We start from the raw sequence: 16639 nt of genomic DNA, 5'->3' as shown, positions 1-16639 counted from the left end.
CTGGTACATCCCATCTACACACTTCTAATATGTACATCTCCCGTTCCTCATTCCAGTAGAACCGCCTTTCGCTGTCTACTCTCCATCCGAACGTTTTTTAATTAACAGCCACCCTACGGCCATTGCTGCCGGCCATCCTGCACTTCCTCTAATATATGCTTCATCACGGGCACGTACACCTTCCAGTAGAACATGTCAGGAATCTCTTTCTGATCGGGCGTAAACTTGGACCTGACGACTTCCCATCCCCGGATTCGGCGCCAGAAAGAATAGTGCTTCATCTCTCCAAAGGAGCCTGCCATGTAGTACGATCGATTATAGTCGTCATATCGGACAAGTGCAGCAAATGCCGCAGGAATTCCTGCAGCCACCAGCTTCTGCTCGCCTTTCTCCGTCAGATCCGTCTTATACCAGGCCAGTATGGAGTTCTTCTCTTGCGGCACAATGATATCGAACCACCCGCTATAATGTATATCCTGAGTTATGCCGCTCCAATCACTGCCTTCCGGTGTAAATGCAATCTGTATATTGCCTGCCTTCACATCCGGACCTTTTTCAAGTACCATGACCTGTCCGTCCACATGAACCAGCAGCATGCCAGCTCCGTGATAAGGCCATTTCTTCTTCTCCTGCTGCTCATAGTTCGTCCGAATCCAACGGGGTACTTCTTCTATACTTTGCAGATTAGATACCGATTTCCCCTGCCATCCACTGCTGTTCACGCCCAAGATGGGATATAGCTGCTCCTTTGTCATCTTGGAAGCTGTATTCGCCAATGCGCTGTATTCGGCGACAATCGTTACGCCTTTATAAGCAGCCTCGCGAATCTTCTGCACATCATATATTGTTAAGCCTTCATAGATTCCGCCTTGCTTCCGTTCATTCTTGTGTGCAGACAGACTACTCCGATTCGCTGTCAGATAGATCAGATCCGTATCCGTCACCTCATCAGGCAACAATCGTTTCATCCGAGGAAGCCCGTCCTGAAGATCATAGCCGTAATAATCCTCTTCATAGGAATAGTGTTCCCCTGTTTGCTGTACGATCTTCTGCTGATTCAGAAGCCAGACCAATCCCTTGTGCCCCTGGTAAGACTGATCAGGTCTGCTCTTGTCAATAATCATGATGTTAAGCGGAACCGGGGCCTGAGATTGCCACATAATCCAGGGGACAACCAGCACCACCGATACCACTGTAAAACAAGCCAGCGTCCACATCGTGGCTGGCCTGTAACTTTTTTTCATGAAGCGTATTCCTCCTTGCTCTGTTCCAAGGTATTGTCAGGATTGGTCAGTAGATTACCCTAATCCATGTCTGCTGTCCTTTTCCTCTGCCTTCCTTAATCCCATAGCCTGCAACATTCCATATATACGGGATATGTTATTCAGCGGTCTGAACCAGAACGTCTCCGTACATGCATACACCAGCAGACGTGTCACCTCTCGGGATGTATATGCCTTGCGTGAACACCATATTTCGAACATCACCACACTTGCGGACAACAAGGAACCATAGAGTGTCAGCAACAGAGCGAGAATGATACATAGGTTAATATCCACCAACTGCAGCCCTATGCCTGCAATGAACAGCAGGATCGCTCCCAGTTCCAACACAGGCCCCAACAATTCGATCAAAATAAAATACGGGATGGATACCATCCCCATCCAGCCATAGGCCGGATTGAAAATCATGCTCCGCTGAGTCCACAGACTGCTTGCAAGCTGCATGTGCCAACCGATACGCTGTCTGCACAGCTGACGCCATGTACCGGGTACTTCTACCCTGCAGATTGGATCGGGAATATATATAATACGGCCACGCTCCCGGATCTGCTTCATATGTTTCTGTAACCGCATCACCAGTTCCATGTGAGCGACCTGGTCATCGCGCTTGTAACCCCCAACTTCCAACACCCGGTTCTTTTTGAATACACCGAATACTTCAGCCGTAAATAAAAGCACATTAATATTGTACCGAACGAGTCCCACGCCGCTAATCAGAAAAGCACGCACGTATTCAATGGTCTGCATTACAAACAACGTACTGCCCGTCCGTCTTGCGCCGTTGTCGGTTGAATCCGCATGATTCGTATTTCCCGGTGCCATGAGATCTACTCGTCCACTGCAAGCAACGACCTCTTCTCCCGGGAGAGCATCCATAACGGGTTTCATGATCTTCACCAATGCATCCCGTTCCAGAACTGTGTGAGGTCCAACGGAGGCGATGTAGGGATACTGCGAAATTTTCAGGCCTACATTTAGGGAGTCCATTCGTCCTCCATACGCCTTGTCGATCACAATGAGACGATGATGCAGCCTGGATTGGTAGACCCCATTAATCTGAGCCGTCTCCTGGCCGAGTCTCGAATAATGAACTTTACTCTGAATGGGCATCAGATCATAGGTTTCCTTTAGACGCCGCATAGTCCCATCCTCTGACCCATCATTAATGATAATCACTTCATAGCGTGCATATTGAATATCCAGCAGACAGCTAATTCGCTTTACAATCGTATCCTCGCTATTCCGCACCGGAACAAGCAGGGAGACCGCCGGAGCCAGTTCCTCATCTAACATCTCATGATATTGCAGCGGGTCCAGATCCCTCCCACGGATCAATGTCCGAGCAGCGGCGACAACCAGTACACTGCACATCACAATGGCTAGCACTAGATACATAAACATTCCCTCATAACACGCCAAAATAAAACTCCGCAGCATCTCAATCCATCTCTCGTCCATACTGCATCCTTTCCAGCGTTTCTTCCGCTATCTGCCTTGCATATTTATCCGGATGATTCACAGCCGTATCCCGAAGTTCTTCAAGTCCCTGTTCATACCGGGCAAGAGAGTTCGCCGCTTCCTGCCTGATCTGAAAAGAAGGATCACCCATCATCACCTTCAGACGAGGGATAAAAGCATCCGCGTGAACAGTACCCATAAGCTGGGTCACTGTTAGTCGTTCAGAGCGCTGCCTTTCCTCACCATGTTCGTTCCATATCAACAGTAGCCCCTTCAACAAATCTTCACGACCTCTGCCCACGTGAGCCAGTGCCTGATAAGAGCAAATACGTAGCTGCACATCGTCTCCGAGAATGAGCTTCTCCAGTAAAGCAACAGTGCCATCCGTCTGATCATCCCGAATACGAATGGCATGGATGATATTAGACTGGACCTGATAAGGTACATCCTTGAAATGCTCCTTCAGACGAGTCCAGGATGACTCGGTAAGCAACAGCAGAATCTGAAGATACTGCGAATCGGATAATACATATTTCTCACGCATTAGTTCCTTCACAATTCTGAAATAACCGGTTCTGGCATATATGCGCAAAATGATGAAGCGTTCAAGTAACGTACATGAGCTAACCCGTAACATATCCTCTAATCTGGGTAGAAGCTCCACCATATGAAACTGTTCAATATATAACAACGTGTTCACTCGTTGGCTCCACTTTCCATTCTTCAGTACGGACCGGTACGAACCGCCAAAGACTTGCCAGGATAACAGGCGAATCCGCAAGATCTCGTGCTCTTCCGGTCCTTGAGCGAGCCGTTGCAATAACAACTGCTGCAACACGCCTTGTTGATCTCCACTCATATTCAATAATTCTACGCCAATTTCTCCTTGGTCAAGGTACCGCTGTAAAACCGAGCCTTCTGCAAGTAATTCCTGCACCAGTGCTGTCTTGACCTTTTCCCTGCGTCTGCTGCTATATTTCGTCCATAAGATATAACCGTAGATAACCAGCAAAAGAAGCATTACACTTGCACAGATCAGGCTGACCACATCTACTAACCAATCTGTATTACTGGCAAGCCAACCTGTGCGATGTGAACCGATGAGCTTAATGTACATCCATTTTTGTCCAATCATTGCATGATTTCCCCTTAATCGAATAAACGGCCTTACAACGGGCACAATAATACAAAATTTTCAAATACATCCTGTGAATACATATCGGGTATATGATACACTAAGCTTTCTATCGGCTTTCTACGTTTGTGATATAATAGGAACTGAAAATTCCGGCAATTCGTACTGGGTTCCGGATCTCCGGATAACATATTATTCCAGAAAGAGGGAGTTCTACGTGGCTCAAATCAGTCCGTACTACCTGCAAATCGGAGCAACCGTTGGCATGCTTGTCATGGCCCTGCTTGCTATTTTCATCCGCATGAAAGCCAGTCACAGACCGGTGACCATTCGCAAAATCCTTATTCCTCCGCTCGGTATGAGCACAGGATTTCTCATGTTTGTTGTACCGGCAACACATGTTCCTCTACTCTGGGCATTCATTGCGTTTCTGGTGGGCTGGTTCCTCTTCTCCTATCCCCTCATTCGCAGTACACGGTTTGAACGAATAGGCGAAGAAATTTTTGCCACACGTTCTCGCAGCTTTGCTTTTATCTTACTTGGATTGCTGGCCGTACGTCTGATCCTGCATGAAGTCATTCAGCGATATGTAAGCATCCCGCAAACGGGCGGATTGTTCTTCCTGCTGGCTTTTGGCATGATTGTACGCTGGCGTGTATATATGTACAAACACTACAAAGAAGTGCTGGTTGCCGAACACTAGTCACCCTATGCAAACCACGCACAGATATACAGATAAAAAGACACGTTCTGCTGCACCATCGGTGGGCAGAACGTGTCTTTTCGTGTTCAACCTAATTGTACATGTATACCATTCGATATCTATTCAGGATCTGCAACTTTAACCAGCTGCTTGCCCAGATTATCTCCCGAGAAAAGACCCATGAATGCTTCCGGCGTCTGTTCGAATCCGTCCACAATGTTCTCTTCATACTGGATATGACCGTCCTTGATCCATTTCGCCAACTTCGCGCGGCCTTCTTTGAAGGATTTGGTGTAGTCACCCAGCAGGAAACCTTTCATTAATGCTGTATTCGTTAACAGCAGCGTCTGTGGGCGCATCCCGATATCCGGTTTCTCCAAATTATAAGACGAGATCTGACCACATAACGGAATACGTGCATTCCGATTGATGTGGCGTAACACTGCATCCGAGATGTCACCGCCCACGTTGTCGAAGTAGACGTCTACGCCATCCGGGCAAGCCCGTTCAATGGCTGCTGACATATCCTGCTCCTTCTTGTAGTTCAACACCACGTCGAAGCCCAGTTTTTCTTTCAAATACTCGCATTTCTCGTCAGAGCCTGCAATGCCAACCACGCGTGCTCCTACGATTTTTCCAATCTGACCTGCAATCATACCTACCGCACCGGCTGCTCCCGATACCACTACCGTTTCGCCGTCTTTGGGTTTGCCGATGTCCTCCATACCAAAATAAGCCGTCAGCCCCGTCAGGCCTAGCGCACCCAAGTAAGCCGTGATCGGTGCCTCTTCCGTATCAATCAGCGAAAGGTCACCCGTATTCACTGCGGCATATTGCTGCCAGCCCCACATGCCGGATACGAGATCTCCTTTGCGCAGATTCGGTTCCGAAGATTCCACAACCTGTCCAATGGCTCCACCCTTGATCACTTCATTCAATGCGTACGGTGCAGCATAGGATTTTGTATCTTTCATGCGGCCCCGCATGTACGGGTCCACCGACAAATATAATGTACGTACCAGGACTTGCCCAGCCTCCGGTTCAGGAAGAGGTGCATCAATAAATTTGAAATTCTCTCTGGATGGGGCACCTTCGGGACGAGACGCAAGTACGATCTGTTTATTTACAGACACCAAAATTACCTCCTTGTTGCCAAGTGGACGCAAGGTTAACCCTTGTCAGCTGAAATCACTCACCACTGGCTCTGTGTTATCACTTCTTATTAGTTTAAACCGAAACAGGCGGATCACAAACGTGGGCCGCCTTGAAATATGCAAATATCGTCACATTGTAGCTGCTTTTAGCTATTATTGTGCTGTCAAAATCACAGGACCATCTGCTGTAATCGCAATCGTATGTTCATACTGGGCAGATAGACTTCCATCCATCGTACGCGCAGTCCATCCATCCGAATCCAGCTTGCTGCGGTACGTACCAATGTTCAGCATCGGTTCAATCGTAATTACCATGCCTTCCTTGAGACGTGGACCCCGATGTGGTGGACCATAGTGAGGGACTTGTGGTTCCTCATGCATCTTCTCACCGATGCCGTGTCCAATAAACTCACGTACAACTGACAGACCTTCACCTTCTGCATACACTTGAATGGCATGGGAGATATCTCCGATCCGGTTGCCAACCACAGCAAGTTCAATGCCTTTGTACAGAGAGGTTTTGGTTACGTCCAGCAGATGTTGTGCTTCCGGAGTCACTTCACCTACGGCATAAGACCACGCCGAATCGGCCAGCCAGCCATTCAGATTAACAACCATGTCGATTGTAACGATATCGCCGTCTTTCAGTGCATATTTCCCCGGAAACCCGTGACAGATCACATCATTAACCGACGCACATGTCGCATATTGGTAGCCGTTGTATCCCTTTTGTTCCGGCGTAGCGCCATTCTTCTTCATAAAAGCCTCTGCAAACTGATCGATCTCCTGTGTCGTGATGCCCGGTCGAATCATTTTTGCAATTTCTCTATGGCACGCGGCGAGAATTTCTCCGGCTTTTTTCATATATTCAATCTGTTCTTTGGTCTTCAACGTAATCATAACAACTACTCCTTGTCCGTTAAAATCTTATCCTGTCCTCTATTGTAACGCTAAACGCTCAAAATAAAAAATTCCGCGGAAACAGCAACATCCTATTATACGCCAAGCTCCTGTACAATGAATACAATTTTCCATGAAAAACTCGAAACCCCTTCATATCGGACCACGTATATGGTTAAAAACAGTTGAATTCGAAAGGGTGAAAGCTCATGTTCAAAAAGATTATTGGCAAACTGATCGATTCGAAATCTTCATCTCACCGCAAACGTTATAGCTCCTCGGACAGGCGCTCATATAAACGTCACAGCAGTTCCTCAGGCAAGCGTTCCTACAAGCGCTATTCTTCTTCGGATGTGAAATATCGGGATAGCCGCAGTGGCTCCGGGTATTACAAAAGCAGAAAATACAGCTCCAGCTAATCGGCTTTCACTAGTCCCTTTAAAGAGCCATGATCGTGCCAGACTATTAGACGCTTCAATAAATGAATATGTAACCCAGGGGTGTTCGACAGCCGTACACACGGTCTGCAGAACACCTCTTTATTGTTTCTATAAAAGCGAAAAGGAAAAAGACCCCTACAGCTATCATACGAAGAGGTCACGGATAACAAATATAGGTCTGCTTACAGAGCTTATTTCATTGTAATTTCAGCAACACATTCTCAATCTCTGCCTGTAACTCTGGCGCCCCGCCCTCATAACCTGGACGGAGTCCAAGGAGTCGCTCCAGCATCTGGTGCAATTCAGGCGTAAGCTTCAGCTCCTCCTGCCAGCTGGCAGGTTCTCGGCCCTTCTCTGGCTCATAGGCGGAATACAGCATAAATAGAAGAAAGTGACCGATGTCCTGCAGATCATGATCCGGTGTTGCCGGTTCATCTTCAGGCTCTGGTACTTCTCGCATACGTCGCTTCAGCTCCGGCAACAACGGCTCCCCCAAGCGTCTTGCCAGGCCAAAGTCAATCAGATGCAACATCCCTTCACGTAAAATAACATTGGGAATCCGTACATCTCCATGAATATACCCCTGTTCATGCACATGAGCCACCGGGGCAAGCAGTTGACCTGCCAGTTCCAGACATTCCCGCTCCGAATATTGAAGTCCTTGCTCAAATATGCAATCTTCAAGCGTTTGTCCACGAATATACTCGGTAACGATATAGCTTTTTCTCCCTGATGTGAACACATCCAATAGGTCAGGGATCGCCTCATGGTGCAGACGTTCCATCACGTCCGCCTCCCGCTCCAACAGGTGCGCAGCGAGTCTGCCCTTGCTGGGCTTGGACTCCTTCAACGCCACTTCATGACCAGTCTGGTCATCTGTACACAGATATGTCAGCCCATAGCTCCCCATGCCCAGCAATTCCTGTATCGTATAACGCTCAGCAATGGTCGTCCCCTGACGCCTAGGACGGTCAGTCCATAGTCCGAGCAATCTTTGCCAACTTCGTCGCAGCTCCACAGATCCTCCCATGCCAGCTTCCAGATCTCCCCGGTCTAATTCTATACCGAGCAATCCGTTACCAGTCTTCATGTTGTATGGAGCTTATTATATCAGGCCGATACTGTAAAATCACGATGGGCAAAAGCCTGTTGCTCAAGCTTCCTTATGCTTCTTGGGCAGCAGCCCGAACAACATACGCAGGGATGCTCCTTTGGGTTTACGTTTTCTTCCCTGAAAGCTGCGCAGATTGGTCACGAGTTCACGATCCCGCTCCTCTTCCAGTTTCTCGTTCATCCATAGACGCTGTTTTTCCATCTGTTCTTGAAGAGCCATGTGTGTATCGGCCAGATGCTGAAGAGTCAATTCCAGTTCGTCGACCCGCTGTTGCAGCAGCTGTACCCGATCGTCCTGTTGTTGTTCCACAGCACCATAAGTGACCTCACTTACCAGCTGTCCCAGACCCTCATAAGATCTCAGATTACCCGTTACTTCAGGTTCTTCAGGGTATATAGATGACATCGATGTTGCTGCACATTCTGGCTCTGAGAGACCTTCAATTCTCACTGCGGGTACATCTACATTTACTTCTACGACAGGTACGTCTGGAGCCAATACAGTCACCACAGCATCAGCTAATGGCAGATTATGCTCTCTAAGTTCGGTCATCAAGCGTTCAATGCACTCGATGTCGTCTGATTTGAATAGTCTGGATTTGTTGGCGGAACGTTCGAACCGGTATCCCTGCTCTTCCAGTGCCGCCGCATATTTACGAAGAGTACTGGCACCTATGCCCAGGCTCTTGGCCGTTTCCGTCGTTGCTCCTGCTTCTTCAATCATCATTAATTCCCTCCCGGAATGAAGTCTTTTGGGAATCAATTTCATAATACCTTTAGTGAGTTATGAAATTGATTCTTGAATAAAAACATTATGGCTTCAGCGTTCCTTTATGGAACCGTCATCGGATCGGGGCAACCTGTCTCATGGATCATGTATGCTTATCTTTTGCTTGTCCGTATGTATTCGTCAGCTTCTCGGCAGATCCCTTTGGCGGTTTTGTTCTGTTTCTGCGGATTCCTAAGAACTTTTGTCAGGTATATGATTCGCACAAATAACCCTTGATCCGACAACGAGCATGAATGCTGTCATGTCGAATACGACAGGTGCAAATGCCGTCAAATCAACGGATTGTGAATTATTCATGTCAATTTTGTTAACTCCGTTACTCCAATACGCTCCCGCGATAGCGGATATCATTGCTGCACAGCTTTTCCATGTGTTATCTTATGTAACGTAGAAGTGCATTTCAGCATAAAATAAAGGACTATACTTAACATAGGACGCGTAAGTGACGGATAAATATCAATGTAATGGGGGCTGAACGGCAGTGTTAGGCAAATCAGGTAAAGTAGCGGTGATCGGGGCGGGTCTTGTCGGTTCGAGTTGTGCGTATTCCATGATTAATCAATCGATATGCAGGGAAATTATGATGGTGGACCGGACGTATGACCGTGCTGTAGCACAGGCACTGGATTTCTCCCATTGCATGGACTTCACACATAATCGCACCAAAGTATATGCAGGGACGTATGCCGATTGCGGCAATATGGATGTCATTATCTTAACTGCCGGGGCGAATCCCAAGCCAGGACAGACACGGCTGGATATTTTGGAGGAAGCGGAGTCGATTGCCAAAGACATCGTGGTTCCCATCATGAACAGTGGATTTAACGGGATTTTTGTCGTCGCTGCCAATCCGGTTGACATAGTAACTTATATGGTATGGAAATTATCCGGCCTCCCGCGCGAACACGTCATCGGTACAGGCACGTCCATTGACTCTTCACGACTCAAAACGCTGCTATCTGAAGTCTTCTCCATCGATCCACGCAGTGTGCATGGTTATGCTCTCGGAGAGCATGGAGAATCCCAGTTCGTGGCCTGGTCGCATGTGACCATTGGCGGTAAACCGATTATGCATATTATGGATCAGCACAAGGAGCGCTTCAAACATCTGGATCTGGACGATATCGCACGCAAAACGAAAGATGCCGGCTGGGAGATCTTCACTCGCAAAGGCTCTACCCAATTCGGGATCGGCAACGCCCTCGCGCACATCACCCGTTCCATCCTCAATGACGAACACAAAATCATCGCCGTATCAGCTATTCTGGACGGAGAGTATGAGCAACATAACGTCTGCGTCGGTGTTCCTGCAATTATCGGCGGAAATGGCATTCAGGAGATTATCGAATTGAATCTGGATGCAACAGAACGCCAGAAGTTCAATAACTCCTGTGAAATTCTATCAGGTAACATCAATCGTCTGACACTGGCATAAGCCATTCGTATAAGCTCCAATTCTATGCATCAGCTCAATTTCAAAAGCCTGTCAACGCAAACATGCCAATAATCCTCCATCTGAGGAGGATTATTGGCATGTTTGTATTTATTATTATTTCACAGCCGAGCTATTGTTCAATTCGGTGCAAGCTGAGGTTCGTCCCTTGGTCCCCATTGCTGTAACACCCGCTTCAACTCACTCAGCATAACCGGTTTGCTAATGAAGTCACGCATACCTATCTCCAAACAAGCTTCCTTGTCTTCACGTTTGGCATTGCCTGTAACAGCAATAATTGGCGGTATGCGGTCTTGTGGAATCAGGCGGTGTAAAAGGTCTGTCGCCTTCAGTCCATCCATCACAGGCATATGAATATCCATCAGGACAATATCATAAGCATTCTGAGAGATGGCATCAATCGCCTCTACACCATTGGTACACACATCTGCCTGGTATCCGAGCTTCTCCAGATATTCTCGCAGAATCTTCCGGTTTACCGGATGATCTTCCGCCACCAGAATACGCATGGCGACCTTGTCACTTTGACGTGTGCGATCATGATGGAACTGACTTGCTGTCTGTTCCGCTGAAGCTTCTACACTCGTCGCAGGGACAGCAAACCGGAAGGTCGAACCTTCTCCTTCTATACTCTCGACACTAATACTGCCTCCCATGATCTCTACGAGTCGCTTGGAGATGACCAGGCCCAAGCCAGTACCACCATACTTCCGGTTAATCACCGGATGCAGCTGAGAGAAGGATTGGAATAACTGATCCAGCTTGTCAGCGGGGATGCCGATCCCCGTATCCTGCACCGCAAAATCAAGAACGCTGTCTTCGGGCTTTCTGCCCTTGATGATATCTACGGTGACATCAATACTTCCCCGGTCTGTGAACTTAAGCGCATTGCCAACCAGGTTCACCAGAATCTGTCGGATACGTATGGAGTCGCCTACCATGAACTCAGGGATACTTGGATTGAGACGAAATCTGATCTTCAGATTTTTCTCATCTGCACGGGGTTTAAACAGTTCGGCCACCTGTTCCAGCATCTTGCGTAATGCGAACGGTTCATAAGCCAGCGCCATTTTACCGGATTCCAGCTTACTGAAGTCCAAAATATCATTAAGGATGTTCAGCAGAGCATCGCCGCTATCTTGAATAATCTCGGCGTATTCTCGCTGTTCCTCCGATAAATCGGTACCGATCAACAACTCGGTCATACCCACGATCCCGTTCATCGGTGTCCGGATCTCATGGCTGACCATCGACAGAAATTCTGACTTGGCCTGAGCTGCGAGCTCAGCTGTCTCTTTGGCACGTACAATTTCACGTTCGCCAGTCACATCATTGAACACGACCACCGCGCCCTGAATCTGTCCCTGTTCAATAATCGGCGTCACCTGATACTGCACCAGAAAGCTGCTGCCATCTTTACGCCAGAACACATCTTCCTTGATTGAGCGTCTCTGTCCATCCAGCACGGTCATGTGGATTGGGCACTCTTCTTTTGGGAAATGACTCCCGTCTGCACGCGTGTGATGGATAATGGGATGTGAGTTTTTGCCGATGAATTCTTTCGGTTCATAACCGAACATCGAAGCTGCTGCAGGATTCATAAACATGGTGATTCCATCTGCATCCAAACCATAGATTCCTTCCGTAACCGTGTTAAGAATCAGCTCATGTTGCTTGCTAAGCTCCTGAATCCGTTCCGTATATTCCTTACGCTCGGTAATATCGGATACGATTCCATAGACACCTACCACTTCTTTATCCACAATAATAGGCACATTCGTAACGGATACTTCGATCTTCCGACCACTTGAATTGACAATTCGGGTCTCATAATATTGCGGTTCGCCCTGCTTCACCATTTCAAAATTCGTTTGGCCGTATTGCACTTCGCATTTATCCAGATTGGATAAAAACGATTTACCAATAAGCTTATTGCGTGGAACATTCAGCATTTGTACAAGCTTGCTGTTCACCGCACTATATTGGCCTTGCATATTCAATGAATACACGGCTGCCGGATTATGTTCGAACAGTGATCTGTAACGCTGACGACTTTCTCGAAGACGTCTATCCGCATCTTTGTGCTGGGTAATATCCCTGCTAATGCTTACAATCTGAATATTCTTACCCCGCACTCCAGCCACAGGCTTCGCCAATGTCTCCATCCAGATATAATGTCCTTTTTTGTGTAACACGCGCATCTTACAGCCATTGCCAATCTCGGAAAGCTCCATAGGATCAGGATAATCTCCCGGATAACAATAATCCTTGAAGGACTTTCCTGTAACTTCCTCTGGCTTATAACCCAGCAAGCTGTACACGGAAGGTGAGACGTACAACAACGTTCCATCCGTTGCACAGGTCGTAATCAGATCTTGTGCATGGTCAGCGAGCACCTGATATTTCTCTTGTGTCTCCCGAAGCTCACGCTCCACTTCTAACGTCTCGGTAACATCCTTGGCAATACCATAGATGCCAACAACTTCTTCACCCTCCGTGATGGGCACATACGTTATCTCTGCGTGTTTCAAAGATCCGTCTTTATGATAAAAAGTAATGGAATTACTGACTGAACGTCCAGCCAGTACCTCTTTAATATATTCTTTGCGTGAATTTTCACTGTCCGGAGGACAGATCTCACTCTGATTCTTACGAATCAAGTCATCCAGTGTATACCCTGATATCCGCTCTACCGAGGGATTAGCATCAATATAGTTTCCATGGATGTCCATCACATAAATGGCATCCGGGTGGTTAAAAAACAATGATTGGTAAGAACTTCCCTCAGAAATAATGCGCTTCAGGGTTTCCATTTTATTAATATCCAAGGCTTACCCCTCTTTTCTCAGCCAATATCTTCATCTAACAGCAGGAATTAATTATTTCCGTAGAAATGGGCCTACCCTCGAATAACCATGTAAGCCTGCCTAGAAACAGCTTTTTTTATTTTACCAGATTCTCGTGTGCTTTTGCTTACAATCTATGATTCAATTCACATGAAGTGTGATGTAATAGTTGGAATTTAAATTTCTACTTTATTATAATTCAGAAATTCAACGATACAAATTGTATCAAAAAAGATATAATCGTTAAAAAGCGTTATTTGACTACGGAGAGGACGGATGAATCATGCTGCCCAACAGAGTTAAAATTGTTTATGGCAAACTAAGAGGCTTGGCCATCTTTGGTAAAATCCAGCCCTCAATGGGCTTGCTGCCACGAATTAGGGGTAAGGTTTATCTGAATAAATTGGGTGACTTGCAGGTGGGAAAACGGCTTAACATCATAGGCAAACCTTGGGGAACCCAGCTAACCGTGGTCAAAGGAGCACGATTAACCATTGGAGATGACGTCATGATTAATGCCGGTGTGGGGATTGCGGCTAACGTAGAGGTGACGATCGGCAATAATGTCATGATCGGTCCTCGAACAAGCATATTTGACAGTGCCTATCACCGCATTGATTCGCTGGATGACGGAAGCCAGACCGCCAAAAGCATCATCATTCAGGATAATGCCTGGATTGGCACAGGCGCACTCATTTTGCCCGGAGTGACGATTGGCAGAAATGCAGTCGTGGCTGCAGGAAGTACGGTGACCAAAGATGTACCCGAGAATACACTTGTAGCCGGAGCCCCGGCCAAAATCATTCGGGAGTTAACCATTCACGATGGGTGGGTCAGACATTAGAAAAAATCCTCCTCAAGCCTACATACAACAGAGCTTTGCATGTTTTGCTTAAAGAGGATCTTGATCTTACGATAACCAGGCTTATAACAGATTATTCAAATTTCTTTTTTTGCAAAATACATCATGCCTATCCCAATGAAAATGACAGCACTGCCTCCGACGACCGCCAGCATCGTCATCAACGGAACATTATAGGCTCCGAAACCTCCGCCATCCATTGGCGTCATCAGAATCATCGGTTGTGCCCAGGGATAATACGGCCCAAATGTAGCTGAGTTTACGATGAGAATATTCGGTACGGTCAGTGCAAAATTCAGTGCGAGTGGTGCGGCAAAGCTGCTCCACACCAATGAAACGAATATCTGCAGGGCAGCCAGTGGTACACAGGCCAATAATCCAAGCAGGAGCTTGCTCACCAAGAATCCCCAAGGGACTGGCCCTGTGATGCCATGAATCAACCCTGCCAGCAGAATGGACATCAGCAACAATGCTTGTGTACCCGCCAGAAGCATGAGTACAATCGTCAGTTTGCCTGCATATACACCTGAACGTGTGAGCGGCAAAACCAGCATCTGCTTCCACCCTCCTCCTGCATGTTCAAATCGGCAGATAAAGGACGTAAACACGCCGGTCAGCATTGGCAACAGGAGCAATCCATGCAGAAATACCATGGTGCCCATCAATACCTGCCAATTCCCAGAAGGCGTGGACAAGAGTCCGATGAGCAGCGCAATGAGTGGACTCAGCAGGATCAGCAGCCATATGGGCGATTTACCCATTTTCAACCGTTCAGCAGATAGAATTCGGAAATAGGTTGTCGCGAAGCTCATGTCAGGCCACATCCTTCCGACTAAAGTGCACCATACCCAGCAACAGAATCAAGATTCCCAGACCTGCACCCATGCCTGCATACAGATATGGATTGGGTCCATTCCAGGCCATCTGCGCCCAAGCGAGTGGAAAGTTCGGTGAGATACTGAGTGCGAACATGCCCGTTATCGCTAGCACAATACCAAGGGTGACCGGAAGCGCCTGATTCTTGTTTACCATCGTGAGCCATAACTCCAGAGATAACACGGGAAGCGCACCAGCCAAAGGTAGCAGCCCCAGCTTAATCGCTTGCATCCAAGGGATCTCACTGGCATGGAATCCGAGGATCAGTCCCAGACCCACGATTCCAGCGGTTAACAGCAGGCAGGAGATCATCAGCAGCAGACAAGCAAGCAGAAACTTAGCCAGATACACAGCCGGTCTAGGAATCGGCATCGCAAGCAGCTGCTTCCACGATCCCTGTTCATGCTCAACATTAGCGATCATCGAGCTGAGAATGGTTGCCCCCAGCATCAGAGACAAAGGCACAAAGATAACCACATTGCCCAATAGCCCACCCCACAGGTTATCGGCGTACTGTTCTTTCAGATAATCCAGCCGTAGCCCGAAATTAAGCGCCTGCATGGCTATCAATCCAATCGGAGCCAGGAAGACGAGAAACCAGATGCCTTTCCCGCGAATCTTGAGCCAATCCGATGATAATGCACGCCTGGTCATATGGATGCCCCCTCGCCGATGACCCGCATGAACAGATCTTCCAGAGACTGACGCTGTTCCTCTACACGATACACATCATGATCCTGCTCAATTAATCGGCGCACAAGCAGTGCCACCGAAGGGTTATCCATATAAGGGAACGTTAACGCAGAACCCTGCCGCTGACCATATTGGCCCTGTTCTCTGGCCAGCTTCATGGCCTCTTCCGGCTCCGATACCGTTAACCGGATAGAGCTGCCCGTCTGACTATGCAGACTCGCAATGGTATCCTGAAGCACCATCTTGCCTTCACGGATAATACCGACGCGACTTGCCATCTGTTCGACTTCACTCAGTAAGTGGCTGGACACCAGAACAGTAATGCCATGTTCCAGAGGCATGCGTTTGATTAATTCCCGAATCTCCTGAATGCCGGCAGGATCAAGCCCATTTGTCGGCTCGTCCAGAATCAATAGCTCCGGCTCACCAAGCAAAGCGCTGGCAATCCCCAGACGCTGCTTCATTCCAAGGGAATATCCCTTCACCGAACGTTTGGCATCCTTCGTCAGATCTACAATGGACAGCACTTCAGCAATTCTCGATTTCGGCACATTGATAATGCGGCGCAAGGTCTCCAGATTCTCTACTGCGTTCAGATGTCCGTAATAGGACGGGTATTCAACCAGGGAGCCCACACGACGCAAAATGTCCATGCGCTCCTTGCGAATATCCTTGTCGAAGACCCGGATCACGCCTTTGGTTGGTTTAATCAAGCCGAGAAGCATGCGAATCGTTGTTGTTTTGCCGGCACCATTGGGACCGAGGAAGCCATAGATATCTCCCTTTTTAATATGCAGATCAAGTTCACGGACCGCTGCACGGTCCCGGTATGTTTTCCATAAATTCGCCGTTTGAATAATATTTTCACTCACTGTATGATCACCTCGGAACTATCGTAACCTTCCAAGGTTAAAGCCAAGGTAGTCTCCAGTT

Annotated in this window: 15 protein-coding genes; 4 read left to right on the top strand and 11 right to left on the bottom strand. The window is 47.7% G+C overall.

All coding sequences use genetic code 11. The features are described from left to right. Window positions 1-113: 113 nt before the first annotated feature. The 3 genes from PAHA3_RS24305 to PAHA3_RS24295 are packed head-to-tail and all read right to left on the bottom strand — an operon-like array spanning window position 114 to window position 3876. A complete protein-coding gene (locus PAHA3_RS24305) occupies window positions 114-1244 on the bottom strand; it encodes a hypothetical protein (protein WP_062837251.1) in 1131 nt (376 codons plus the stop codon). Between the two features lie 54 nt (window positions 1245-1298). Continuing rightward, window positions 1299-2741, bottom strand: coding sequence for a glycosyltransferase family 2 protein (locus PAHA3_RS24300; protein WP_062837250.1), 1443 nt, complete (start codon window positions 2739-2741; stop codon window positions 1299-1301). Next, a complete protein-coding gene (locus PAHA3_RS24295) occupies window positions 2722-3876 on the bottom strand; it encodes a HEAT repeat domain-containing protein (protein ID WP_062837249.1) in 1155 nt (384 codons plus the stop codon). The genes PAHA3_RS24300 and PAHA3_RS24295 overlap by 20 nt, the downstream gene beginning before the upstream one ends. A 217-nt stretch (window positions 3877-4093) precedes the next feature. Here PAHA3_RS24295 and PAHA3_RS24290 point away from each other — a divergent pair, with 217 nt between their 5' ends. Beyond that, on the top strand, window positions 4094-4579 hold the full coding sequence (locus tag PAHA3_RS24290) for a CcdC family protein (RefSeq protein ID WP_201028110.1): 486 nt from the start codon (window positions 4094-4096) through the stop codon (window positions 4577-4579). A 119-nt stretch (window positions 4580-4698) separates the two neighbouring features. Here PAHA3_RS24290 and PAHA3_RS24285 read toward each other — a convergent pair whose 3' ends face one another. Then, window positions 4699-5712 carry an NADP-dependent oxidoreductase gene (locus PAHA3_RS24285; RefSeq protein WP_062837248.1) on the bottom strand — a complete coding sequence of 338 codons (1014 nt, stop codon included), beginning with the start codon at window positions 5710-5712 and terminating at the stop codon, window positions 4699-4701. A 174-nt stretch (window positions 5713-5886) separates the two neighbouring features. Further along, on the bottom strand, window positions 5887-6633 hold the full coding sequence (gene map, locus PAHA3_RS24280; protein ID WP_062837247.1) for a type I methionyl aminopeptidase: 747 nt from the start codon (window positions 6631-6633) through the stop codon (window positions 5887-5889). Window positions 6634-6842: 209 nt separating this feature from the next. Here map and PAHA3_RS24275 point away from each other — a divergent pair, with 209 nt between their 5' ends. Beyond that, window positions 6843-7052 carry a hypothetical protein gene (locus PAHA3_RS24275; RefSeq protein WP_017690946.1) on the top strand — a complete coding sequence of 70 codons (210 nt, stop codon included), beginning with the start codon at window positions 6843-6845 and terminating at the stop codon, window positions 7050-7052. A gap of 217 nt (window positions 7053-7269) precedes the next feature. Here the strand turns inward: PAHA3_RS24275 and PAHA3_RS24270 are convergent, their stop codons facing one another. Then, window positions 7270-8163: a serine/threonine protein kinase gene (locus PAHA3_RS24270; RefSeq protein ID WP_082762985.1), complete on the bottom strand. Its 894-nt coding sequence runs from the start codon at window positions 8161-8163 to the stop codon at window positions 7270-7272. Between the two features lie 63 nt (window positions 8164-8226). After that, window positions 8227-8910, bottom strand: a complete 684-nt coding sequence (locus tag PAHA3_RS24265; RefSeq protein ID WP_153028294.1) for a hypothetical protein — start codon at window positions 8908-8910, stop codon at window positions 8227-8229. A 547-nt stretch (window positions 8911-9457) separates the two neighbouring features. On the opposite strand from PAHA3_RS24265, the gene PAHA3_RS24260 reads away from it, so the two are divergent. After that, window positions 9458-10411 (top strand): L-lactate dehydrogenase, encoded by a 954-nt coding sequence (locus PAHA3_RS24260; RefSeq protein WP_062837244.1) that lies wholly within the window; start codon window positions 9458-9460, stop codon window positions 10409-10411. 137 nt (window positions 10412-10548) lie between these two features. Here the strand turns inward: PAHA3_RS24260 and PAHA3_RS24255 are convergent, their stop codons facing one another. Next, complete coding sequence (locus PAHA3_RS24255) at window positions 10549-13257, bottom strand: PAS domain-containing hybrid sensor histidine kinase/response regulator (RefSeq protein ID WP_062837243.1); 2709 nt, start codon at window positions 13255-13257, stop codon at window positions 10549-10551. 301 nt (window positions 13258-13558) lie between these two features. Here PAHA3_RS24255 and PAHA3_RS24250 point away from each other — a divergent pair, with 301 nt between their 5' ends. Next, a complete protein-coding gene (locus PAHA3_RS24250; protein WP_062837242.1) occupies window positions 13559-14119 on the top strand; it encodes an acyltransferase in 561 nt (186 codons plus the stop codon). 95 nt (window positions 14120-14214) lie between these two features. Here the strand turns inward: PAHA3_RS24250 and PAHA3_RS24245 are convergent, their stop codons facing one another. From PAHA3_RS24245 to PAHA3_RS24235, 3 genes are read right to left on the bottom strand one after another with little or no spacing between them, the layout of a single operon-like run. Further along, on the bottom strand, window positions 14215-14949 hold the full coding sequence (locus tag PAHA3_RS24245) for an ABC transporter permease (RefSeq protein ID WP_062837241.1): 735 nt from the start codon (window positions 14947-14949) through the stop codon (window positions 14215-14217). A 1-nt stretch (window position 14950) separates the two neighbouring features. Next, window positions 14951-15667 carry an ABC transporter permease gene (locus tag PAHA3_RS24240; RefSeq protein WP_062837240.1) on the bottom strand — a complete coding sequence of 239 codons (717 nt, stop codon included), beginning with the start codon at window positions 15665-15667 and terminating at the stop codon, window positions 14951-14953. Further along, the gene (locus PAHA3_RS24235; protein ID WP_062837239.1) at window positions 15664-16578 is read right to left on the bottom strand and encodes an ABC transporter ATP-binding protein; all 915 of its coding nucleotides are present in this window, start codon (window positions 16576-16578) and stop codon (window positions 15664-15666) included. The genes PAHA3_RS24240 and PAHA3_RS24235 overlap by 4 nt, the downstream gene beginning before the upstream one ends. Window positions 16579-16639 lie beyond the last annotated feature (61 nt).

The sequence above is a fragment of the Paenibacillus amylolyticus genome (assembly GCF_001570725.1).
GTDB classification, from domain to species: Bacteria; Bacillota; Bacilli; order Paenibacillales; family Paenibacillaceae; genus Paenibacillus; species Paenibacillus amylolyticus_A.
Note: the sequence above shows the minus strand (reverse complement) of the source record. Positions and strands in the feature narration are given on the sequence as shown.

Excerpts from the sequence above, each read along its gene's own strand:
- PAHA3_RS24305 (WP_062837251.1), bottom strand. The coding sequence starts at position 1,244 with ATGAAAAAAAGTTACAGGCCAGCCACGATGTGGACGCTGGCTTGTTTT.
- PAHA3_RS24300 (WP_062837250.1), bottom strand. The coding sequence starts at position 2,741 with ATGGACGAGAGATGGATTGAGATGCTGCGGAGTTTTATTTTGGCGTGT.
- PAHA3_RS24295 (WP_062837249.1), bottom strand. The coding sequence starts at position 3,876 with ATGATTGGACAAAAATGGATGTACATTAAGCTCATCGGTTCACATCGC.
- map (WP_062837247.1), bottom strand. The coding sequence starts at position 6,633 with ATGATTACGTTGAAGACCAAAGAACAGATTGAATATATGAAAAAAGCC.
- PAHA3_RS24275 (WP_017690946.1), top strand. The coding sequence starts at position 6,843 with ATGTTCAAAAAGATTATTGGCAAACTGATCGATTCGAAATCTTCATCT.
- PAHA3_RS24270 (WP_082762985.1), bottom strand. The coding sequence starts at position 8,163 with ATGAAGACTGGTAACGGATTGCTCGGTATAGAATTAGACCGGGGAGAT.
- PAHA3_RS24265 (WP_153028294.1), bottom strand. The coding sequence starts at position 8,910 with ATGATTGAAGAAGCAGGAGCAACGACGGAAACGGCCAAGAGCCTGGGC.
- PAHA3_RS24250 (WP_062837242.1), top strand. The coding sequence starts at position 13,559 with ATGCTGCCCAACAGAGTTAAAATTGTTTATGGCAAACTAAGAGGCTTG.
- PAHA3_RS24245 (WP_062837241.1), bottom strand. The coding sequence starts at position 14,949 with ATGAGCTTCGCGACAACCTATTTCCGAATTCTATCTGCTGAACGGTTG.
- PAHA3_RS24240 (WP_062837240.1), bottom strand. The coding sequence starts at position 15,667 with ATGACCAGGCGTGCATTATCATCGGATTGGCTCAAGATTCGCGGGAAA.